Raw genomic sequence first — 21,576 nt, forward strand, 5'->3', positions numbered from 1 at the left:
CAGCGACCTCGGCACCGTCGCGAGCTTCGCCCTCACCACCTCCGACCTGCGGGAGCTGGTGGCCGCCGCCCGCGGCTGCCTGGGGGACGGCATGGACGGCGTCGTCGTCACCCACGGCACCGACACCCTGGAGGAGTCCGCCTACCTCGCCGATCTCGTGCACGACGACCCGCGCCCGATCGTCTTCACCGGTGCGCAGCGCCCGTTCGACAGCCCGGCTCCCGACGGCCCGGCCAACCTCGCAGATGCGCTGCGGGTCGCCTCCGCACCCGCCGCCCGCGACCTCGGTGTGCTCCTCTGCTTCGACGGCCTCGCCTTCGCCGCCCGCGGGGTGCGCAAGGTCGACACCCTGCGCACCGGTGCCTTCGGGGCTCCCGGGCGAGGGCCGGTGATCCGGCTGGCCGGGGAGTCGGTCCGCCCCCTGGCCCGGCCCGCACGGCCCGCGCCCCTCCCGCTGGACCTGCGGGCGCAACTGCCCCGGGTCGACGTCGTGGCCTGCCACCTCGGCGCGGACGCGGCGCTGCTGCGCGCCGCGGTCGCCGCCGGCGCAGCCGGGCTCGTCCTGCAGGCCCTCGGCGCCGGGAACGTCCCCCCGGCGATCGCCGAGGCGACCGAGAAGCTGGTCGCCGGCGGGATCCCCGTCCTCGTCTGCTCCCGGGTCCCGTCCGGTCCCGTCGCACCGCTCTATGCCGCCGGAGGTGCCCGGCTGGCCCGGGGCGGGGCCGTGTTCGCCGGTGACCTGAGCCCCTGGCAGGGACGGCTGTTGCTGGCCGCAGCGCTCGCCCTCGCCCCCGACGACCCGCAGCGGGTGCTGGCCGAGCACCTCGCCGTCTGACCCCACCGCCCCGGCTCGGGGCCGAGCTGTGTGAAGGAGCGCGACGACGATGAGCAAGGAGATCTTCGTGGCCTTCGGCGTCGACATCGACGCCGTGGGCGGCTGGCTCGGGTCCTACGGCGGGGAGGACTCCCCGGACGACATCTCCCGCGGCGTGTTCGCCGGCGAGGTCGGTGTCCCGCGCATCCTCGAGCTGTTCCGGCGGTACGGCCTGACGCAGACGTTCTTCTGGCCGGGGCACTCGATCGAGACGTTCCCGGAGCAGTTCGACGCCTGCGTCGCAGCCGGGCACGAGATCGGCGTGCACGGCTACAGCCACGAGAACCCGATCGCGATGAGCCGGGAGCAGGAGCAGGCGGTGCTCGACCGCTGCATCGCGCTGATCGAGGAGCGGACCGGGCGCCGTCCCACCGGGTACGTGGCCCCCTGGTGGGAGTTCAGCGGCGTCACCAACGAGCTGCTGCTCGAGCGCGGCATCAAGTACGACCACTCGCTGATGCACCGGGACTTCGAGCCCTACCACGTCCGGGTCGGCGATTCCTGGACGAAGATCGACTACTCGGCGTCGGCGGAGAGCTGGATGGAGCCGCTGGTCCGCGGGGAGGAGACCGACCTGGTCGAGATCCCGGCCAACTGGTACCTCGACGACCTGCCGCCGATGATGTTCGTCAAGTCCAGCCCCAACAGCCACGGCTTCGTGAACCCGCGGGACATCGAGCAGATGTGGCGCGACCAGTTCGACTGGGTGCACCGCGAGATGGAACAGGCGGCCTTCACCATGACCATCCACCCGGACGTCTCCGGACGCCCGCAGGTGCTGCTCATGCTGGAACGGCTCATCGAGCACATCAACGGCCACGACGGCGTCCGCTGGGCGACCTTCGACCAGATCGCCGACGACTTCCTCAGCCGCTCCCCGCGGACCGGTGGCCGGTCGTAGACCTCGCCGCAGCGTCCCTCCTGACGGCGGGGCGGACCCACCCCCGACGAGTCAGAGGACGTCGTACAGAGCCGTCTCCACGTCCAGCGCAGCAGCTCGGCGTTGAAGAACCAGTAGCCCAGCCCGGCCGTGTGGGTGAGCAGCTGACCCACCGTGGCCTTCGTCGCCGGCGGCCGCAGGCGGGGGACGTCACCGTCGAAGCCGTCGAGCACCTGCAGTGCGGCGAACTCCGGGCAGTACTCCTCCACCGGGGCGTCCAGGCGGAGGGTGCCCCGCTCGACCTGCTGCAGCGCGGCCACCGTCGCGACCATCTTGGTCATCGACATGATGCGGAAGTGGGTCTCGGCACCGACCGGCTCGTCCCCACCGGCCACCCGGGACCCGGCCGCGCTCTCCAGGACCAGGCCGTCGCGGTCGGCGACGACCACCACGGCGTTGGGCACGGCGCCGCGCGCCACGGCTGCCTGCAGGACGACGTCGACGGCGTTCGAGTCCATGGGTGCTCCCGGATCGGGGACGACCGGGACTGCCCCGATCGGCGCGGTGACCTGGGTCACGGCGTTGCCCGGCACCCTGCCGGTCCGGGTCGGCCAGGGCAAGGCCTTCGTCAGCTGTCGATGTCGCCGGCGGGCAGCCCGCCGATGATGCCGCGGGCCAGCTCGTCGTCCCGCGGCGGACCAGTCCACTCCACGAGCAGCAACGATGCATCGTCGCTGGTCCGGCCGCCCCGGGCCGCCATGAGGGTGTGGGACAGCAGCCGGACCGTCTCGGCCACGCTCATCCCGGCGGCGCTGGTCTGCTCGACCAGTTCCCGCAGCCGGTCCTCGCCGAACTGCAGCCCGTCCGCCAGCCGTTCCTCGATGACGCCGTCGGTGAAGAACAGCACCCGGTCACCCGGCGCGAGCTGGGTCGTCTGCACCGACGGCGCGGCGCCCCCGAACCCCACGGGGCGGGTGATCGGACCGGTCAGCTCGTCGACGGCGCCGCTCGGGCGGATCCGCAGGGCTGCCGGGTGGCCCGCGTTCACCCAGCTGAGCGTCCCGGTCTCGGTGTCCAGCTGACCCACCTGGGCCGTCGCGAAGCTCCCCGGGTGGGTCGAGCCCAGGACGTCGTCCATGTGCACGTAGAGGTCCGGAAGCGACGCAGCGGACCGTCGGCCGTGCCGGTAGGCGGCGACCACGACGGTGGCCATGATGGCCGCCTCCAGCCCGTGGCCCATGGCGTCGAACACGGCCAGGTGCAGGACGTGATCGTCCAGGGCGTAGTCGAAGCTGTCCCCGCCGACGTCGTAGGCCGGTTCCAGGATGCCGGCGAGGGCCACGTCCGGAGTGGTCATGATCAGCGGCGGCAGTGCCTGCCACTGCAGATGGGCCGACAGGCTCAACGGTGCAGCGGCGCACACCCGGGCGAACGTGCCGGTGTAGAGCGACTTGGTCACGATGAGGTCGGCCGTCAGGCCGGCCAGCCGCTGGGCGAGCCGACGGTCGTCGTCGTCCACCCCGGTGAGGGTGAACGCCAGGACGCCGACCCGGTCCGAGCCGTCGAGCATCGGCAGGTACAGCCGCACGGACCCGTCGGGCAGCTCCTGCTCGATGCGGGCCCCCTGCGCGAAGGCGCGGCCCGGCCAGCTCCCGGCGATCGCCGTCGTCACGCCGACGAGACCTGCGCCGACCAGGGGCTGCAGGGTCCGCTGGTCGTAGTCCTGCAGCCAGATGCTGACGTCGGTACCTCCGACGGCGGCGATCTCCTGCGCCACCAACGGCCCCACCAGCCGGGCCGGCATGAGGTGGGCCCGGTCGAGCAGGGACCCCAGGACCCGCTCGCCGAGGCTCTCGGTGCGGGACCGGCCCGCTGCGTCCACGAAGCCCGAGACCGAAGCGGCTCCCGGCTCCTGTACGACGATGCCGAGGTGGTCGTGCCCGTCGTCCAGCATCTGTTCTCCAACCAGGTCCCGCCCCATGAGAGTGACCCGTCGGCGACCCAGGCGCACCGGCTCTGCGCCGGGTGGAACAGCATGGCTCCGACAGTCGGCACCACGTCAGGGCGACCCTAGCTGCCGTGGTCACGGACGCTCGCGCCGTCGAGTCAGCACCCGGCCCACCTACCGCCGTTTCCCGCCCGGCCGGCGCAACCACTGGGACGCGCTGGTCGACCTGTTCGCCGCGGTGCACCCCGTCCCGCCGTCCCCGACCCGGGAGGACAGCACGGCCCGAGCCTGATGCCCGCACGACGGCTACCGGCCCGGTGCGCCGTTCACGACGAGAGGTACCTGATCACCGCCAGCACCCGGCGGTGGTCGTCGTCGCCGAGCGCCGGTCGAGCGCATCGTGCTGCGGTCCCCCGAGCTCGGCGACTGGACCACCACGATGGGCACCCGGGCCTGGCACGGCACCGAGCCGGTCACCCTCGCCGACCACGTCCGGATCGGCAGCAGCACCAAGACCTGGACCGCCACGGTGGCCCTGCAGCTGGTCGGCCGGGACCGGCCAACGTCCACTCAGTCGGGCGCGTCGACCCGGCCCCGTCGCTCACTGGGCCGCTGGTCCTGCCGCTCGCGATGCAGACGCAACCGGTGGCTGTGGGCCTCGGGGGAATGGACCACGGTGACCGGGCAGGGGGCGTGCATCGCACACTGCATGCTCGTCGAGCCGAGCAGCATGGTGTGGAAGCCGCCGTGCCCGCGACTGCCCACGACGAGCAGGTCTGCGCCGTCCGACTCACGGATGAGCGCGTCTGCTGGCGGGCCCAGCGCGGCGCGGACCTCCACATCGGGCAGTGGGCCGTCGAAGTCACGTGCGGCCTCGTCGATCGCGGTGCGGACCTTGTCCTCGCTCTGGCTGCGCAGCGTGTCGTGCAGTCGTCGTTCCTCGGGCGAGCCGATCCCGTCGTAGTCCACCCACAACTCCGGCACCCGGTAGGCGATCACCGCCTCGACCGGCACGCCACGCCGTGCTGCGTCCTCGAGTGCGAATCTCAGTGCCGCCTTCGAGCCCCCCGAGCCGTCGACGGCTGCCACCACCCGGCGACCGTGCATGACCTCGGGTTCGGCCAGAGCCACGTCGACGTAGAGGTCGGCCTCCTCGTCGTACATCACGCCACCTCCTCGATCCAGCAACACCGTTCGGCACCTGGCCCGGCGGCGTCCTGCTCGGGGTTTCCGGGCCGGTCAGTCCCGCGGCGGGAACGCGACCGGGACGCCGGTCCTCTCGACCGTCCGGGGCACCGTCATGAACTCATGGTCCTCCGCCGAGACCCACCTCACCAGGGCCGGCCGCTCGTCGATGACCCGGTCGTGACGAGTTCCAGGTCGATCGCTGTCGTCGGGGGCGGGTGCCCGTGACCGGCCGCCCGGCGAGGGCGGTGACCACCTCGACCGCGGCGGGCCACTAACGCTCGTCGTGGTGTGGATCGGCGTTGCGCTGGGTGCGGTGCGGTGCGGTGCGGTGCGATCGTCGGCGGGAGCGCGTGCCGGTCCGGCACCTCCTCCTTCGCCTGCTCCGCTCTGACAGCTGGCCAGCGAGCGGATCGTCGACGAGGTCCCCACCGGCTGGCGCAGCCGGGCTCCGGCCTTCTCTGCTCCGCTGGCGCGCTGGCGTCGAGCATCAGGAGACTGATGGTCAGGTGCCGGAAGGGCAGCGGCCCGGTCCTCCCCCGACCAGGAGGTCGTCGTCAGCGAGCTCGACAGTCCAGGATCCGCACCGGTCGCGACCGGGGTGGACGACGCGCGCCTGGCCGGCCTCCGGCGCTGGAACCTGGCGCTGACGGTGCTGCACGCAGCGCAGGCCATCGCCGCCCTGCTGCTGGCGAGCAGCTTCGCCCTCACCGTGACGTCGTCGTTCCCGGCCGGTCCCCCCGGGACGGCGGTGCCGGCACCGGAGCCGCTGGTCGACGTCGCGGTGGGCGTGGCGATCGCGCTCTTCCTCGCGCTGGCCGCGGTGGACCACCTGCTGACCGCCACGGTGCTGCGCCGGCGCTACGAGGGCGACCTGCGCCGTGGCATCAACCGGTTCCGCTGGGTCGAGTACTCGGTCAGCTCAACCATCATGGTGCTGCTGATCTGCGCCTACACCGGCACACCGGGCTGAGCGCACTCATCGGCATCGCCGGCGCCAACGTCGCGATGATCCTCTTCGGCTGGTTGCAAGAGCTGATGAACCCGCCCGGCCGCACCCGGACGACGATGCTGCCGTTCTGGTTCGGTTGCGTCGCCGGAGCCGCGCCCTGGGTGGCGATCACCGCCAACGTCCTCGGGGCCGAGCAGCTACCCGGTTTCGTGCTCGGGATCTTCGGATCGCTGTTCGTCTTCTTCATGAGCTTCGCGGTCAACCAGTGGCTGCAGTACCGGGAGATCGGCCCGTGGCGCAGCTACGCCTACGGCGAGCGGGGGTACCTGGTGCTGAGCCTGGTCGCCAAGAGCCTGCTCGCCTGGCAGGTCTTCGCCGGCTCGCTGGCCACCTGACCCCGGCGGCCCGGGGCCGACCCGTCGGTCGTCGGTCGACGACCGATGAGTCCGGCACCGCACGCCGGTCTCCTCCTCCGTGAGCCAGACGACCAGGACGGGAGACGGTCATGCGCAGAGTCGTGGCACGGACGGCGGTGCCGCTCGACGGATACGTCGAGGACCCGGACTGCGACATCAGCAACTCGCCACGATGAGCGCCCACCTCTCCGACCCCGCTGACCGGGCACGTCGGACCGTTCACGCCCGGCGAGCGGCCGGTCACATGGGGAGGGCCCGCGCGGCCGTGCACGGGAGTGCTCGGTCATCCGGAGGAAAAGGCGATGACGGGCTCGACAGCCCTCGCTAGCGTCGCCGCCGCACCCGCCACCCGTCCGGGTCCGCTGACCCGGCGCTCCCTGAGAGGCCCGTCATGGGCAGGTCGTTCGCGTCCCGTGTCAGCCATCCACGCCTGAAGTGGGTGGTCCTCGTCTTCTGGGTGGTGCTGGCCACCGCCGCGGCGCCGCTGGCCGGTGCCCTCACCGACGAGCAGGAGAACGACGTCGCGGCGTGGCTGCCCTCGGACGCTGAGTCGACCCGCGCCCTGCAGCTGCAGACGGAGCTGGGCTCCGACCCCGACCTCCTCCCCGCCGTCATCGTCTACGAGCGCACCGCGGGGCTCACCGCTGCCGACACCGCAGCGGTCCAGGAGGACGTCAGCGCCCTCGGGCAGCTCGACGCCCTCGACGGGACGATCGTGGGACCGGTCCCCGCCGAGGACGGGCAGGCGGTCCAGCTGATCGTCCCGCTCAACGTGGGGTCGGACGGCTGGGAGGCGATCGCCCCGCTGGTCGACGGCATCCGCGCCGAGGTCTCCGACGGCCCCACGGGTCTGGGCACCTGGGTGACCGGCCCGGCCGGCAGCGCTGCGGACTCGGCCGAGGCGTTCGAGGGGATCGACGGGACCCTGCTCTTCGCCGCCCTGGGCGTCGTCGTCCTGATCCTGCTGGTCACCTACCGCAGCCCGGTGCTCTGGGTCCTGCCGATCTTCTCGGCCGTCATCGCGCTGTCCTGCTCGCAGGCCCTCATCTACCTGCTGGCCCGCTACGCCGACCTCACCGTCAACGCCCAGAGCGCGAGCATCCTCACCGTCCTGGTCGTGGGCGCGGGCACCGACTACGCCCTGCTGCTGATCGCGCGCTACCGCGAGGAGCTGCGCCTGCACACCGACCGGCACGAGGCCATGACCGAGGCCGTGCACCGGGCCGGCCCGGCGGTGCTGGCCAGCGGCGGCACGGTCGTGCTGGGGATGCTGTGCCTGGTCGTGGCGGAGATGAACTCCACCGCAGGGCTGGGCCCGGTCGCCGCGATCGGCGTCGCCGTGACGCTGGCCGTGCTGATGACGCTGCTGCCCGCGCTGCTGGTCATCTGCGGCCGCTGGGTGTTCTGGCCGGTGCGCCCCACCTTCGGCAGCGCCGAACCGACCGCGACCGGCCTGTGGGCGCACGTGGGGGCCACGATCCGACCGCGGCCGCGCGCCACCTGGCTCGTGACGAGCGCGTTGCTCCTGGTGGCCTCCCTCGGCGTCCTGCTGCTCTCCCCCAACGGGCTGACCCAGGCGGAGGGCTTCCGGGGCACCCCCGAGTCGATCGAGGGCGACGCGGTCGCGTCCCGGCACTTCCCGGCGGTCGCCGGCAACTCGGTATACGTGATCACCACGGCCGACTCCGCCACCGAGGTCGCCGAGGCGACGGCCACCACCGAGGGCATCGCCCAGGTCGGCGAACCCCAGGTGGTGGGTGACCGGGCCCTCGTCGAGGCCGCGCTGACCGACCGGTTCGACAGCGAGCCCGCCTCCGACACCATCGAACGACTGCGGACGACGCTCGACGACGCGGGCGACGGCGAGGCACTGGTCGGCGGGAACACCGCACTGAACCTGGACGTCCAGGACGCCGCCCAGCGGGACAACCTGGTGGTCATCCCGCTGATCATGTTCGTCGTCCTGCTGGTGCTGGCCGTGCTGCTGCGGGCGCTGGTCGCGCCGGTGCTGCTGATCGCCACCGTGGTGCTCTCCTACGGGGCCGCGCTCGGGCTGAGCGCCGTGATCTTCGACTGGACGATCGGCGTGACCGCGACCGACAGCTCGTTCCCGCTGTTCGTGTTCGTCTTCCTCGTCGCCCTGGGGATCGACTACAACATCTTCCTGATGACCCGGGTGCGGGAGGAGGCTGCCGACCACGGCACGAGGCGGGCCGCGCTGATCGGGCTCGCCGCCACCGGTGGCGTCATCACCTCGGCGGGGCTGGTGCTCGCGGCGACGTTCTCGGTGCTCGGCACGCTGCCGCTGACGTTCCTGACGCAGTTGGGGATCGCCGTGGCGCTCGGCGTCCTGCTCGACACGATCGTCGTGCGTTCTGTCCTGGTCACCGCGCTCACCCTGGACATCGGCCGGCACATGTGGTGGCCGGGTGCGCTCGCACGGCGTCCCGATGGACCCGGCGTGCCGGTCGGTGGCACCATCCCCGTCCCGACCGGGTCGGGGACGCCGAGCCAGACCTGAGGTCGTGGGGCGCCCGGCTCACTCCGGGCGAGCCCCGGACGGTCGATCGCCCCGCCGCGCCCACGGCCCCGGGATCAGGTGGACGGCCCGTCGTCTGGGTCCTCCTCGGGCTCGAACGTGCCGCCGGCGTCGTCGGACAGGCCGATCTCCACGCCGCGGCCGTCCTCCTGTGGCGGATCGGCGTCCCGCTGGCGGGCGTCGGGGTCCGGTGCGTCTGGTGTGGTCACGGCGGCTCTCTCCTGTCGTTCGACCTGCGCGTGGAGCGTCAGTCGTCGCCCAGCCCGGGGGCGAGGCCGGGGACGTCCGGTACGGCTGCCAGTGGGTTGTCGAGGAGGTCGCGCACGACACCCGCGCTGCCACCGCCGCGTCGATCCGGTTCCGCGGCGGCCAGCAGCAGGCCGCCCGGCAGGTACTCGATGCCGGTGGCCGCACCGATCTCCTCCACGACGGTGAACTCGTGCCCGAGCGCCTCGAGGGCCGGACCGTGGGCGGCGACGAACGCCGGTTCCGCGGACACCGCGGGGGTGTTCCGCTGGCTGGCCCGGGGAGCGGCGATCGCCGCGGCGAGGTCCATGTCGCGGTCGATGCGGTTGACCAGGGTCTGCAGCACCGTCGTGATGATCGTGCTGCCGCCCGGGGAGCCGAGGGCGAGCACCGGCTCACCGTCGTACAGCACGATCGTCGGCGCCATGCTGCTGCGCGGCCGCTTGCCCGGCGCGGGCAGGTTCGGCTCGGGCGTCATGGGGTCGGCGGCGGCGAAGGTGAAGTCGGTGAGCTCGTTGTTGAGCAGGAACCCGCGGCCGGGCACCGTGATCCCGCTGCCACCGGTCTGCTCGATCGTCAGCGTGTAGCTGGCGATGTTGCCCTCGGCGTCGCCGACCGTGAGGTGCGTGGTGGACGGGCCTTCGGTGCCCTCCCCCACCGTGAGCTCGCCTGCTGCCGGGCACGGGCCGTACTCGCCGTCCGGGTCGCCCGCCGGGGTCGGCTTCTCCAGCGCCGCGTCCGGGTCGATGGCGCAGGCCCGCTCCGCGGCGAAGTCGTCGGAGAGCAGCTCGGCCAGCGGCACCTGGGTGTACGCGGGGTCGCCGACGTAGGCGTTGCGGTCCGCGAAGGCCAGCGCACTGGCCTCCAGGTAGTGGTGCAGCACCGGCACGGCGGGCAGCTGGCCGAGGTCGAACGGCTCGAGGACGTTCAGCGCCTCGCCGACGGTCGAGCCACCGCTGGACGGCGGGGCCATCCCGTAGACCTCGAGCCCGCGGTACTCGACCATGGTCGGCTCCCGCAGCGGGGCGTCGTACAGCGCCAGGTCGACGTCCTCGAGCAGCCCCGCGCGGACGTCCTCGACGCCCGCTGCCTCGGGCGGGTCCTGGGCCGTACGCACGATCTCCCCGGCCAGGTCCCCGGAGTAGAACGGCTCCACGCCCTCCGCCGCCAGCAGCCGGTAGGTCTCCGCGAGGTCGGGGTTGACGAACACCGACCCCACCTCGGGCAGGGCCCCGCCCGGCAGGAACAGCTCGGCACTCGGCTCGAACGTGCGGAACTTCTCCTCGTTCTCCGCGGTCTGCTGCTGGAACGTCTCGTCGACGACGAAGCCCTCGTCGGCCAGCCGGATCCCGCCCTGCAGCGCGTCCGCGAGCGACCACGTGCCGAACTCGGCCAGGGCCGTCGCCCAGGTCTGCGGCGTGCCGGGCGTGCCCACCGACAACCCGCTCGCCACCGCCTCGGCGAACGGCAGGGGCTCCCCTGCCTCGTCGAGGAAGGCGCCCGCGCCCATCGCGAGCGGCGCGGTCTCCCGGCCGTCGATCGTGGTGACCGCTCCGGTGTCAGCGTCGTAGTAGACGAAGAAGCCCCCGCCACCGACCCCCGCCGAGTAGGGCTCCGTGACGCCCAGCGCGGCTGCTGCGGCGACGGCGGCGTCCGCGGCGTTGCCACCGGCGGCCAGGACCTCCAGGCCGACCCGGGTGGCGTCGGCGTCGACGGTGGCGACCGCGCCCCCGGTGCCGACTGCCCACGACCGTTTCTCCGGCAACGGGTCGACCGGCGCGGCGCTCGCGGGCCCGCCGGCCGCGAGGGCGCCGGCAGTCAGCGCGGTGAGGGCGACCAGGGTGGTACGCGGACGCAGCATGGAGACTCCTCGGGCGTCATCGATGCGCAGGCACACATCGGACACCTTCCGAGCAGATCGCGCCACCCCTCAGGCGGTCACAGGCACCGGGGTCCACCGGGCTCCCTGGGGCCACCGCCGGCCCTGACGCCCCCTGTCCAGCTCGCTGGGCCGCGCGAGCGCGTCAGTCGGCTACGGGGGGTCTGGCCGAGGTGACGGTCTCCTCCCGGTCGACGACCGGGAGGTAGACGCGGGCGCCCTCGTCGAGGAACTCGGCGGACTTCTCCGCCATCCCCAGCCGGAGTGCCTCCTCCTCGGCGACGCCCTTGGCCGCGGCGTAGGCCCGCAGGTCCTGGCTGATCCGCATGGAGCAGAAGTGCGGACCGCACATGGAGCAGAAGTGCGCGGTCTTGGCCGCACCGGCCGGCAGCGTCTCGTCGTGGAAGTCGCGGGCCGTCGTCGGATCGAGGGAGAGGTTGAACTGGTCGGACCAGCGGAACTCGAACCGAGCGTCGGACAGTGCGTCGTCCCAGGCCTGCGCCCCAGGGTGCCCCTTGGCCAGGTCGGCGGCGTGAGCAGCGATCTTGTAGGTGATGACGCCGTCCTTGACGTCGTCCCGGTCCGGCAGACCCAGGTGCTCCTTGGGGGTGACGTAGCAGAGCATCGCGGTGCCGTACCAACCGATCATCGCCGCGCCGATGGCGCTGGTGATGTGGTCGTAGCCCGGCGCGATGTCGGTGGTCAGCGGGCCCAGGGTGTAGAACGGCGCCTCGTCGCAGACCTCCAGCTGGAGGTCCATGTTCTCCTTGATCTTGTTCATCGGCACGTGCCCCGGGCCCTCGACCATCACCTGGACGTCGTGCTCCCAGGCGATCCGGGTCAGCTCCCCCAACGTGCGCAACTCGCTGAACTGGGCCTCGTCGTTGGCGTCGGCGATGCACCCGGGGCGGAGTCCGTCGCCGAGGGAGAAGGTGACGTCGTAGGCGGCCATCAGCTCGCACATCTCGCCGAAGTGCGTGTAGAGGAAGTTCTCCTGGTGGTGGGCCAGGCACCAGGCCGCCATGATCGAGCCGCCGCGGGACACGATGCCGGTCTTCCGGTTCGCCGCCAGCGGGACGTAGCGCAGCAGCACCCCGGCGTGCACGGTGACGTAGTCGACGCCCTGCTCGAACTGCTCCACCAGGGTGTCCCGGTAGACCTCCCAGGAGAGGTCCTCGGACTTGCCGTTCACCTTCTCCAGCGCCTGGTAGATGGGCACGGTGCCGATCGGCACGGCGCTGTTGCGGATGATCCACTCCCGGGTGGTGTGGATGTTGCGACCGGTCGAGAGGTCCATGACCGTGTCGGCGCCCCAGCGGGTGGCCCAGGTCATCTTGTCCACCTCCTCCTCGATGGAGGAGGCGACCGCGCTGTTCCCGATGTTCGCGTTGATCTTGACGAGCAAGTTGCGGCCGATCGCCATCGGCTCGGACTCCGGGTGGTTCACGTTGGCCGGCAGCACGGCGCGACCGCGGGCGATCTCGCTGCGGACGTGCTCGACGGAGACCCCCTCCCGCAGCGCCACGAACTCCATCTCGGGGGTGACCTGGCCGCGGCGGGCGTAGGCCAGCTGGGTCACGGTCGTCCCCGGCAGACCGCGGCGGGGCCGGTGGGCGGCACCGAAGACGCTGTCCAGGTCCCGGGTGTCCCCCGGTCGGCGCCCGTTGTCCACCGGCTGCACCGGGCGGCCCTCGTAGCTCTCCGTGTCGGCGCGCTCGGCGATCCAGTTCTCCCGGAGCCGGGGCAGCCCGGCCCGGATGTCGGTGTGCACCGCCGGGTCGGTGTACGGGCCCGAGGTGTCGTAGAGCACCACGCTGTCGCCGGTGGACAGCTGCACCTCGCGCATCGGGACCCGCAGGTCCGGGCGGCTGCCCTGCAGGTGGGTCTTGCGGGAGCCGGGGAACTCGGTGTCCTCGGTCTGTGGCCGGTGCTGGACGTCCGTCATCGAGGTTCCTCCCTACGCCGGTGCTAACCGGGTCAGGTGCGAACGGTCAGCGGCCGGTCCTGCCGCCCTCTCAGCCTCGGTACGCGAGGCTCCCGCGGGTCGACACCGACACTAGGCCGAAGCGGGGGCTGCTGACCAGCGGCCACCGTCCCGACCACTGCCCGCAGGGCCCACCACGGACGCGTCACTGGGTGCTGTCGGCGGGGTCGAGGACCGGGCACGCACCGATCAGCCGGTCATGAAGCCGCTCTCGTAGGCGGCGATGACGGCCTGGGTGCGATCGCGCGCCCCGAGCTTGAGCAGCACGCTGCTGACGTGCGTCTTCACCGTCTCGCGACTGAGGAACAGCTCGGTGGCGATCTCGGCGTTGGACAGCCCGCCCGCCACCAGCCGCAGCACGTCGGCCTCGCGGCCGGTCAGCTCCGGCAGCGCGGCCGGTCCTCGGGCGCGGGAGGGCGCGTGCGAGGCGATGAGCCGGCGGGTCAGGTCCGGAAGCACCAGGGACGTCCCCCGGGCGACGACCCGGATGGCGCCGACGAGCGAGTCCGGGTCCGACCGCTCCAGCGCGAAGCCGCTCGCCCCGGCCTGCAGCGAACGGAACAGGTAGTCGTCGTCCTCGAACGTGGTCAGGACCAGCACGCGGGGACGCTGCGGGTCACGGGCGACCAGCTCCGCGGTCGCCGCGATGCCGTCCATGTCGGGCATCCGGACGTCCATGAGGACGACGTCGGGATCGGTGTCGGCCGCGACGGCCAGCGCCTCCCGGCCGGAGCCGGCGTCGCCCACCACGGTCAGGTCGGGCTCGCTCTCCAGGATCACCCGCAGCCCGGAGCGGACGAGCACGTCGTCGTCCACGAGCAGCAGCCGCAGAGCGGTCACGCCGCACCCGACAGCGGCAGGGTGACGCACAGGTCGAACCCGCCCGACGGCGTCCGCTCGGCGGTGAGCGTGCCGCCGGCGGCGGTCGCCCGCTCCCGGAGGCCGGCCAGCCCGCGGCCGCCGCCGGGCCCCGGGCGGCCGTCGGGTTGCGAGGCCGGCGGTTCATTGCACACGCGGACGACGAGGGTGTCCCCGTTGCGGACGACCTGGGCGACCGTCAGCGGGGTCCCGGCGTGCCGGAGCACGTTCGTCGTCCCCTCCTGGACCACCCGGTAGGCCAGCTCCTGGACGCCGGCCGGCACGTCGTCGACGTCGCCGTCCACCACGAGGGCGACGGGCAGGCCGCCGTCGCGGAGTCCGGCGAGCAGGTCCTCGAGGTCGTCCAGCGACGGTGCGGCGAACGGGGCGGGGTCACGGCCGCCGTCCTCCGCCCGGAGCACGGTGAGCACCCGGTCGAGCTCCGCGAGCGCGGTCCGGGTGTTCGTCTCGATGTGCCCCAGCGCCTGGCGCGCGAAGTCGGCCTGCAGCGGCCGCTCGCCGACGGGCGTCAGGGTGCGGCGGGCGGCGGTGGCCTGCAGCAGGCTGGCGGTCAGCGCATGGCCGATGGTGTCGTGCAGGTCGCGGGCCAGCCTGTTCCGGTCGGCCAGCCGCCGGGTGCTCTGCTGCAGCGCGGCGATCCGCTGCTCGGGGGCGGTGCCGAGCAACCGGGGCGCCACGGACGCGGACAGCCGCACCAGCAGGTCGACCACGGCCAGGGTCAGGACGACGTCGAGCGCCATGAGCGCCAGCAGCGGCAGCGCGGTGAGCGGGTTCCACTCGACCTCCCAGCCGAGGGCGACGAAGGCGGCGAGGCCGAACACCAGCGTGGTGGTCGTCGCGAGGGCGAGGAGCACGCGGGCCCCGAGCCACCCCAGGGCCCGCCAGGTGTCGGCCGCGAAGACCAGCCGCCGCAGTCTGCGGGCGACGCCGCGCCGGTCGCGGACCCGCTCACCGGCCGGGATGTCGACACCGAGCAGCCTGCGGGCCAGCCGGCGCTCCATCTCCGCCAGGGAGCGGGTCACCGCGAGCACCAGCAGGACGAGCAGCACGCCGACGCCATAGACCACGGCCACCACCGAGCCGATCAGCCCCAGGTACAGCGCCAGGAACAGCGCTCCCAGGGGCAGGCTCGCCAACGCGTAGAGGGCCCGGCCGCGCCAGCCCGGGCGGGCGGCGACCAGCAGCGCCCTCAGCCGGGCGGCGAACCCGGTCGCCCAGTGGAGCGAGCTCGTCGGAGGCACGGCTCGATCCTGGCCCACCGTCGCGCCCGGCGACTCCCCCTCGGGCGCCCCGTCCGCCTCCCCCACGCGGGGGAACCCGGTCGGCACCGCGGGGTGATCCGCCCGGGCCCGCCGCACCGACACGCTCCTTGTCATGACTGCAGATCCCTCCTGGCGGCGATGCCGTCACACGCCCGACGGGCCGCGCGCATGATTCAGGTGCGCGGGCTCACGAAGCAGTACGGCGCCGTCCGGGCCGTCGACGACCTGACCTTCGACGTCCAGCCGGGCAAGGTGACCGGCTTCCTCGGCCCGAACGGTGCGGGCAAGTCGACCACGATGCGCATGGTCCTCGGCCTCGACCGGCCCACCGCCGGCTCCGCCCTGGTTGCCGGCCGGCCCTTCGCCACGCTGGCCGAGCCGCTCCGGACGGCCGGCGCCCTGCTCGACGCAGGCGCCGTCCACCCCGGGCGCAGCGGGCGCGACCACCTGCGGGTCGCCGCCCGCACGCACGGCATCCCGCTGCGCCGAGTGGACGACGTCGTCGACCAGGTGGGGCTCGGCCCGGCGGCGCGGCGGCGGGTGCGCGGCTACTCCCTGGGCATGCGCCAGCGGCTCGGCATCGCGACCGCGCTGCTCGGTGACCCCGCCGTCCTGCTGTTCGACGAACCGATGAACGGCCTCGACCTGGACGGGGTCCGGTGGATCCGCCGGCTGGTGCGCGGCCTGGCCGACGAGGGGCGGACGGTGCTGCTGTCCAGCCACCTGATGAGCGAGATGGAACAGACCGCCGACCACCTGGTGATCATCGGCCGCGGCCGGCTGATCGCCGACGCGTCGATGCAGGAGGTCATGCGCGGCGAGGGTGCGCAGCGGCAGGTCCGGGTGCGGACCCCGTCGCCCGAGCCCCTGGTCGGCGCCCTGCGCCGCCGACGGCTGCAGGTGCACCCGACCGAGGACGGCGACCTGCTGGTCGAGGGCACGACGGCAGAGACCGTCGGCGACGTCGCGCTGGAGGCCGGTGTCGCGGTGCACCGGCTGGCCGAGGAGCACTCCTCGCTGGAGCAGGTCTACCTCGACCTGACCGGCGACAGCGTCCAGTACCGGGTCGCCGTCGCGCCGGAGCCGGCCGGACTGGTGCAGCGATGAGCGCGACGGGGGTCGCCGTCCCGACGCCGGGGCCCGCCACCACCGAACCGGGGACGGCGACCGTCTTCCGGCGCGCCGCGGGGGCCGAGTTCCTGAGACTGCGCACGGTGCGGACGACCTGGTGGTGCCTGCTGGCGGCCGCAGTCACCGTCGTGGGCATCGGCGCCACCGCGGCCCTCGACGAGGCGACCGGACCGGCCGACCCGTTGACCGGCCTGCCGGCGACGTTCGCCGGTGAGTTCGGCGTCCTGCTGGGCCAGTTCGCGCTGCTGGTGCTGGCCCTGCTCGCCGTCACCCCTGAGTACGCCACCGGGTCGATCGGCCCGACCCTGCAGTGGACGCCGCGCCGCGGGGTGCTGCTGGCCGCGCGGGTCACCGTGCCGGTCGTCGTCGCCACCGTGGCCGGGGTGCTCCTCGCGCTGGTCGCCGACGTCGCCGCCTGGCTCATCGCGCCCGACCTGACGCTGACGCCGGCCGACCTGGCCGACAGCCTCGGCCGGGTCGCGGCGGTGCTGGCCGCCGGGAGCGTGCTGGCCGTCGGCGTCGGCCTGCTGCTGCGCAGCACCGCCGGGGCGCTGGCCACGGTCTTCCTGCTCCAGCTCGTGCTGCCGGCCCTGCTGCCCGGGTTCGGTGTCGAGTGGATGGCCGACCTCGGGGAGCTGCTGCCGGGCACCGGCGCCGTCTGGATGCTGCTCGGCGAACCGGACATGACGGCTGCCGCGGCAGCGACGCTGCTGGTCGGCTGGTCCGGGGTCGCGCTGGCCGCCGGCGGCTGGTCACTGCTGCGCCGCGACGCCTCGTAGCTCGTACGGTCACTCACCGGCCACGGCACGGGCGGCGGCCGGGGGCTCCCCCGGCCGCCGTCCGCGAGCCGTGCCTCAGGCCGACGTGGACAGGCTGCGCACGCTGCTGGTCGTCGTGAGGGCGAGCCGGCGGCTGATCCGCAGCCCCTGGTCGGCCAGGGCGAACGTCGCCTCGATGACGTCCTCGGGCCGCACCAGCGCCGCCGGCACGATGCCGCGGACGATGGTGGTGATGCTCTGGACGACCCCGGCAACGGCGTCCTCGCCACTGGCGGCGGCCTCCTGCAGCTGCCGCCGGGCGCGCTCCTGCTCCTGGTCGCGCAGCTCGGCCAGCAGCCCGGCGCGGGCCTGCTCGAGCACCCGGTCGACCTGCTGGCGCTCGTCGGTGGAATCGGGGCCGGACGCCACCAGCTCGCCCGCGACCAGCCGCCGGGCACGCTGCGCCACGTCCTCGTGGGTCCGGGCCAGCTCCCGGAGCTCGACGTCCGAGCCCGTGGACGCCTCCGGGGCGACCCGCTCCCCCGCCTCGGGTGCAGCGCCGGGCTGGTCCTTGGTCGCCTGGCTGGACTTCGTCGTGCTCGTCGGTCCGGTCATGAGGTGCTCCTCCTGTGCTCGGTCCATCGGGACCCCCAGGCTCGGCTCGGCAGGTGAACGTCCGGGGGGCCGTGTGGGGACAACCGGCGAGTCCGCTCCGAACTCGGGCGCAGCCCAGGCGTGTCGTCCGGTGTGTCGGCGGCCTGCGCCGGCGCTCAGCCGCCCGCCGACGGGTCCACCCGCACGGGCTGTTGCTGGAGCCTGGCCGGCGACCGCCGGTCGAGCAGCGCCACCACCGCCATGTGCGGGACGGTGAGGCCGAGGAGGACGGCCAGCGCGCCGGCCGTCCAGTCGGGTCGTTGCGCACCGAGCACGAGGAGTGCGATGCCGGCGAGGGCCACCCCGGTGGGGACGGCGGCCGCCGTGGCGTAGCGGAGCAGCGGGGCGCCGAGCCGGCCGGCCGTCAGGTCCGCGCCGTTGCGGGGGTCGAGCACGAGCAGGCGCCCGATGTGGCGGACGGCGTGCCAGCCACCGAAGTACGCGCCGAAGGCCGCAGCCGGCGGAGCGAGGGTGAACAGCGCGGCCAGCAGGCCGGCCTCGGCCGCCCACCCGGGCCGGCCGCAGGCCAGCGCAGCGCACACGGTGCCGAGCAGGGCCACAGCGACGACGGCGAGCGCAGCCTGCCGGACGCCGGGTGTGAGCAACCCCGGCAGCTCCGGTGACAGCGCCGCCAGCACCCGGTCGGCCTCCTCGGGCCACCGGGCGAGCGGGACGGCGATGGGCAGCCCGCCCAGGCCCACGACCGGCGCGACGTCCCGCAGCGCGGGCCGCCACGGGGTCCCCGACCGCTCGGCGTCGAACGCCACCTCGCCCATGCCGAAGTGCACCGCGGAGACGACGAACAACAGCAGCAGGCTCACCACCGGGGTCACGAGGAGGGCGCCCAGCGCGAGGAGCGCCGTGACCGCGTAGCCGACCAGGACGCCCGGGCGCAGCATCCGCTCCGGTCGCCCGGCCACCCAGTCCGGGACCAGGTGGTCGACCGCACCGTGCGGCAACCCGACCAGCACCCCGACGGCCAGGATGCCCAGCCCCCACGCCGAGACCTGCGCGGGCAGCAGCACGGCCACCGCGACGACCGCGCCGACGACCCCGACCGACAGCCGGGTCGTCAGCGCGGTCACCCGCAGCGGTGCGCGTGCGGTCACGACGCCGCCCGGCGGATCAGGCAGCCCGACCCGGAGCCGCCACGTCGGTGATGCCGCCGCGGGGCATGGTGACGTCGGAGGCGACGGCCTCGTCGTGGCCCTCGCGCTTGCTCACCTTCCGGGCGATGACCGCCAGCAGGATGCCGTAGACGACCTTGGAGGTGATGTCGGCGACGGTGTAGGTGATCTGCCGGGCGACCACGCCGTCGGCGGAGTCCCAGATGGCCGGCATCAGGTAGGCGCCGGGGTAGAGCATCCAGGAGACCAGCAGCAGCCACCACACGGCCTTGACCAGCGGGCGGACCTCCGCGGGCAGCCGGCCGACGTTGCCGTACACGGTGCGGTACACCAGCGCCAGGATCACCAGGAAGAACACCGTGCTGATCGATCCCCAGATCCAGAACGGCGCGCTGCGCTCGACCTCGTAGAACTGGCCGGCGTAGCCGGTGTAGATCATCCCGAGCCCGGCGACGGTGAAGACGATCCAGCCGCGGCGGAACGCGGCGCCGGTCACCCCCAGGACGATCAGCATCTGGAGCAGCAGCACCGGCACGTCGATCGTCCAGTTCATGTACCGGTAGCCGTTGGAGAACAGCGTGCCGGTCTGGCTGAACGCCTCGCCGTCCCAGCTGAAGGCGCTGTCCCACTTCTGGGAGATGACCAGCAGCTCCAGGAACGCCGACAGCATCACGACCGCGGACAGGGTCGAGGACAGCTGGTACCGGGGCAACGAGTTCTTGCTGGTCAGCAGGAAGTACACCAGGCCGGCCGCCATCGCGGCGTAACCGAGGGTGAAGACGTGGGACCCGATGGTGAACTGGAAGAAGTCGTAGCTGAAGGTGTTCTCGACGTTCACGTCGTCTCCTGATCGGGAAGGCGGTGTCGTCGCTCTTCCGTCGTCGGCGGCACGGCGGATGCAGGCCGACTGCCACGGACCGGGCGCCGAGCCCGCCCGGCGGCGTGCGTCAGACGGGCAGGATGCCGCGCTCGTACGCGGCGGCGACGGCGGCTGCCCGGTCGGTCACGCCCAGCTTGGTGAACACGTGCACCAGGTGCGTCTTCACCGTGGCCTCGCTGACGAACAGGCTCGCGGCGATCGCCCGGTTGGGCGTGCCCTGGGCGACCAGCCGCAGGACCGCCACCTCCCGCTCGGTCAGTTCCGTCCCGGACGTGCCGCGCATCCGGGTGACCACCTGCGTGGCCACCGCCGGGGACAGCACGGACTCCCCGTCGGCCGCGGCATGGACGGCGGCGACCAGCTGGTCGCGGGGGGCGTCCTTGAGCACGTAGCCGGTGGCCCCGGCCTCGAGCGCCGCACGGACGTCCCGGGCGGTGGCGAAGGTGGAGAGGACCAGGACCCGCACCGGGTCCTCGCGCAGCGCGACGATCGCGTCCAGCCCGTCGCCCCGGGGCATCCGCAGGTCCAGCAGCAGGACGTCGGGCCGGAGGGCACGGACCAGGGCGACCGCCGCCACCCCGTCCCCGACCTCGCCGACCACCTCGACGTCCGGCACCGCGGCGAGCATGCCGCGCAGACCGTCGCGCACCACCGGGTGGTCGTCGGCCAGCACCACCCGGACGGTGCGCCGCTCAGCCACGGGTCACCGGCAGCCGCAGCGAGACCGCCGTCCCACCGCCCGGCTCGGACTCCACCAGCACCTCGCCGCCGACCCGCTCGGCTCGCTGCCGCATGCCGCGCAGGCCGAACCGGGCCCCCGCCGTCGCGCCGCCGACGGAGCCGGTCGCCGGGAAGCCCACCCCGTCGTCCCGGACGTCCAACAGCACCTCGTCGTCGAGGAAGGACAGCGTGACCCCGACGCGGGCGGCCCGGGCGTGCCGGGTGACGTTCGCCAGCGACTCCCCCGCCACCCGCAGCAGGACGGCCTCGGCGTCGTCGGGCAGGGGCCGGGCGGCGCCGGTGACGACCAGCTCGGCGCGCGCACCGGTGCGGGTCACCCAGTCCCGCACCAGCCGGTCCAGCGCGGCCGGCGCGTCGGCGTCGTCCAGCTGGGACGGCAACAGCCCCTCCACGGACCGCCGGGCCTCCACCAGGGCGGAACGGGCCAGCTCGGTCGCCGCATCCACCCGCTGCGCGACGGCTGCGGGGGCGGCGTCGTCGGTGACCGCCTGCAGCTGGGTGACCACCCCCACCAGGCTCTGCGCGATGGTGTCGTGGATCTCCAGGGCCAGCCGCTCCCGCTCCTCGTGCCGGCCCGCCTCCCGGGCGCGCTCGAGGAGCGCCGCGTGCAGGTCGGCGTTCTCGGCCAGCGCATCGGCCAGCCGGGCGTTGGTCCGCTCCAGCTCGTCGATGGTGGCGACCCGCGCCGCGGCGAGCGCGTGCTCGTCACGCTCCATCCGGACGAAGAACAGCACGAGCCCCGCGTTGAGCGCGAACAGCCCCAGGAACGCAGCGGCCTGGGTCCGGTCGGCCGGTGGCAGGCCACCGGACTGCGCACCGGCCAGGGTGAGCGCGGTGAGGAGCACCAGCGGGGTCACCAGCCGGCGCGGCGCGTGCTCGGCCGTGTCGAAGTAGCCGACGAAGGCGAAGGCCCCGAAGAACGGGTTGATGCAGACCAGGACGAAGGCGGCGACGGTGCGAGCGGACACGTAGACCGCACTGAGCCGGTCCGGGCCGCCCGGACGGTGGTCCCACCGGCGGTCGACCACCCAGGCGTGCCCGGCCGCGACGGCGCCGACCAGCACCGCCGCGGTCGTCCACGCCGCCGACCCCCGGTCGAACAGGTGCATCGACGCGGCGGCGAGCGCGGTGGCCAGGGCGAGGACCAGGTAGGGGCCGCGCCGGAGCAGGAAGCGCCAGCGCACCTCGACGGCGGCCCCTGGAGCGGTCACCGGTGCCTCCCCTCCCACAGCCTGCACTGC

At 73.7% G+C, this 21,576-nt stretch carries 19 protein-coding genes, 1 pseudogene and 1 riboswitch; of the genes and pseudogenes, 7 read left to right on the forward strand and 13 right to left on the reverse strand.

Going from position 1 to position 21,576, the window contains the following annotated elements:
* Together IN07_RS12025 and IN07_RS12030 are read left to right on the forward strand one after the other, a co-directional pair.
* On the forward strand, nucleotides 1-835 hold an 835-nt coding region (locus IN07_RS12025; RefSeq protein ID WP_052091197.1), incomplete at its 5' end, for an asparaginase.
* Between the two features lie 49 nt (nucleotides 836-884).
* Nucleotides 885-1,775, forward strand: coding sequence for a polysaccharide deacetylase family protein (locus tag IN07_RS12030; protein ID WP_036336094.1), 891 nt, complete (start codon nucleotides 885-887; stop codon nucleotides 1,773-1,775).
* 107 nt (nucleotides 1,776-1,882) lie between these two features.
* Here IN07_RS12030 and IN07_RS24715 read toward each other — a convergent pair.
* The 3 genes and pseudogenes from IN07_RS24715 to IN07_RS12045 all read right to left on the reverse strand — a co-directional run.
* A pseudogene (locus IN07_RS24715) lies at nucleotides 1,883-2,272 on the reverse strand (serine hydrolase domain-containing protein); the annotation flags it as partial.
* A 110-nt stretch (nucleotides 2,273-2,382) separates the two neighbouring features.
* Nucleotides 2,383-3,708 (reverse strand): PP2C family protein-serine/threonine phosphatase, encoded by a 1,326-nt coding sequence (locus tag IN07_RS12040; protein WP_064972406.1) that lies wholly within the window; start codon nucleotides 3,706-3,708, stop codon nucleotides 2,383-2,385.
* Nucleotides 3,709-4,272: 564 nt separating this feature from the next.
* The gene (locus IN07_RS12045) at nucleotides 4,273-4,866 is read right to left on the reverse strand and encodes a universal stress protein (protein ID WP_197058451.1); all 594 of its coding nucleotides are present in this window, start codon (nucleotides 4,864-4,866) and stop codon (nucleotides 4,273-4,275) included.
* A gap of 622 nt (nucleotides 4,867-5,488) precedes the next feature.
* On the opposite strand from IN07_RS12045, the gene heR (IN07_RS26690) reads away from it, so the two are divergent.
* The 3 genes from heR (IN07_RS26690) to IN07_RS12055 all read left to right on the forward strand — a co-directional run bounded on the left by heR (IN07_RS26690) (nucleotide 5,489) and on the right by IN07_RS12055 (nucleotide 8,776).
* Nucleotides 5,489-5,860: a heliorhodopsin HeR gene (gene heR, locus IN07_RS26690; RefSeq protein WP_197058452.1), complete on the forward strand. Its 372-nt coding sequence runs from the start codon at nucleotides 5,489-5,491 to the stop codon at nucleotides 5,858-5,860.
* Between the two features lie 35 nt (nucleotides 5,861-5,895).
* Nucleotides 5,896-6,234 carry a heliorhodopsin HeR gene (gene heR, locus IN07_RS26695; protein WP_197058458.1) on the forward strand — a complete coding sequence of 113 codons (339 nt, stop codon included), beginning with the start codon at nucleotides 5,896-5,898 and terminating at the stop codon, nucleotides 6,232-6,234.
* Between the two features lie 460 nt (nucleotides 6,235-6,694).
* Complete coding sequence (locus tag IN07_RS12055; RefSeq protein WP_231558212.1) at nucleotides 6,695-8,776, forward strand: MMPL family transporter; 2,082 nt, start codon at nucleotides 6,695-6,697, stop codon at nucleotides 8,774-8,776.
* Between the two features lie 74 nt (nucleotides 8,777-8,850).
* Here IN07_RS12055 and IN07_RS25245 read toward each other — a convergent pair whose 3' ends face one another.
* The 5 genes from IN07_RS25245 to IN07_RS23995 form a co-directional block, all read right to left on the reverse strand.
* Nucleotides 8,851-9,003 (reverse strand): hypothetical protein, encoded by a 153-nt coding sequence (locus IN07_RS25245; protein WP_156119156.1) that lies wholly within the window; start codon nucleotides 9,001-9,003, stop codon nucleotides 8,851-8,853.
* Between the two features lie 38 nt (nucleotides 9,004-9,041).
* Complete coding sequence (gene ggt / locus IN07_RS12060; protein ID WP_197058453.1) at nucleotides 9,042-10,901, reverse strand: gamma-glutamyltransferase; 1,860 nt, start codon at nucleotides 10,899-10,901, stop codon at nucleotides 9,042-9,044.
* A gap of 163 nt (nucleotides 10,902-11,064) precedes the next feature.
* A complete protein-coding gene (gene thiC, locus IN07_RS12065; RefSeq protein WP_052091187.1) occupies nucleotides 11,065-12,864 on the reverse strand; it encodes a phosphomethylpyrimidine synthase ThiC in 1,800 nt (599 codons plus the stop codon).
* Nucleotides 12,857-12,970: riboswitch (TPP riboswitch) on the reverse strand. It overlaps the preceding gene by 8 nt.
* Nucleotides 12,971-13,092: 122 nt before the next feature.
* Nucleotides 13,093-13,743: a response regulator gene (locus IN07_RS12070; protein WP_036336097.1), complete on the reverse strand. Its 651-nt coding sequence runs from the start codon at nucleotides 13,741-13,743 to the stop codon at nucleotides 13,093-13,095.
* The gene (locus tag IN07_RS23995) at nucleotides 13,740-15,023 is read right to left on the reverse strand and encodes a sensor histidine kinase (protein WP_197058454.1); all 1,284 of its coding nucleotides are present in this window, start codon (nucleotides 15,021-15,023) and stop codon (nucleotides 13,740-13,742) included. Before IN07_RS23995 ends, IN07_RS12070 begins: the two co-directional genes overlap by 4 nt.
* A 189-nt stretch (nucleotides 15,024-15,212) precedes the next feature.
* On the opposite strand from IN07_RS23995, the gene IN07_RS12080 reads away from it, so the two are divergent.
* Nucleotides 15,213-16,151, forward strand: coding sequence for an ABC transporter ATP-binding protein (locus tag IN07_RS12080; RefSeq protein ID WP_036336098.1), 939 nt, complete (start codon nucleotides 15,213-15,215; stop codon nucleotides 16,149-16,151).
* Nucleotides 16,148-16,954 carry a hypothetical protein gene (locus IN07_RS12085; protein WP_052091189.1) on the forward strand — a complete coding sequence of 269 codons (807 nt, stop codon included), beginning with the start codon at nucleotides 16,148-16,150 and terminating at the stop codon, nucleotides 16,952-16,954. The genes IN07_RS12080 and IN07_RS12085 overlap by 4 nt, the downstream gene beginning before the upstream one ends.
* A gap of 75 nt (nucleotides 16,955-17,029) precedes the next feature.
* Here IN07_RS12085 and IN07_RS12090 read toward each other — a convergent pair whose 3' ends face one another.
* From IN07_RS12090 to IN07_RS12110, 5 genes are all read right to left on the reverse strand, one after another.
* Nucleotides 17,030-17,548, reverse strand: a complete 519-nt coding sequence (locus IN07_RS12090) for a hypothetical protein (RefSeq protein ID WP_036336099.1) — start codon at nucleotides 17,546-17,548, stop codon at nucleotides 17,030-17,032.
* Nucleotides 17,549-17,703: 155 nt separating this feature from the next.
* Nucleotides 17,704-18,696: a Brp/Blh family beta-carotene 15,15'-dioxygenase gene (locus IN07_RS12095; protein WP_036336100.1), complete on the reverse strand. Its 993-nt coding sequence runs from the start codon at nucleotides 18,694-18,696 to the stop codon at nucleotides 17,704-17,706.
* Nucleotides 18,697-18,712: 16 nt separating this feature from the next.
* Nucleotides 18,713-19,552, reverse strand: a complete 840-nt coding sequence (locus IN07_RS12100) for a bacteriorhodopsin (RefSeq protein WP_052091190.1) — start codon at nucleotides 19,550-19,552, stop codon at nucleotides 18,713-18,715.
* Between the two features lie 109 nt (nucleotides 19,553-19,661).
* A complete protein-coding gene (locus tag IN07_RS12105; RefSeq protein ID WP_036336101.1) occupies nucleotides 19,662-20,294 on the reverse strand; it encodes a response regulator in 633 nt (210 codons plus the stop codon).
* Nucleotides 20,287-21,546, reverse strand: a complete 1,260-nt coding sequence (locus IN07_RS12110; RefSeq protein ID WP_036336102.1) for a sensor histidine kinase — start codon at nucleotides 21,544-21,546, stop codon at nucleotides 20,287-20,289. The genes IN07_RS12105 and IN07_RS12110 overlap by 8 nt, the downstream gene beginning before the upstream one ends.
* Nucleotides 21,547-21,576: the final 30 nt, after the last annotated feature.

Origin of the sequence: Modestobacter caceresii (genome assembly GCF_000761485.1) — a bacterium.
GTDB lineage: Bacteria > Actinomycetota > Actinomycetes > Mycobacteriales > Geodermatophilaceae > Modestobacter > Modestobacter caceresii.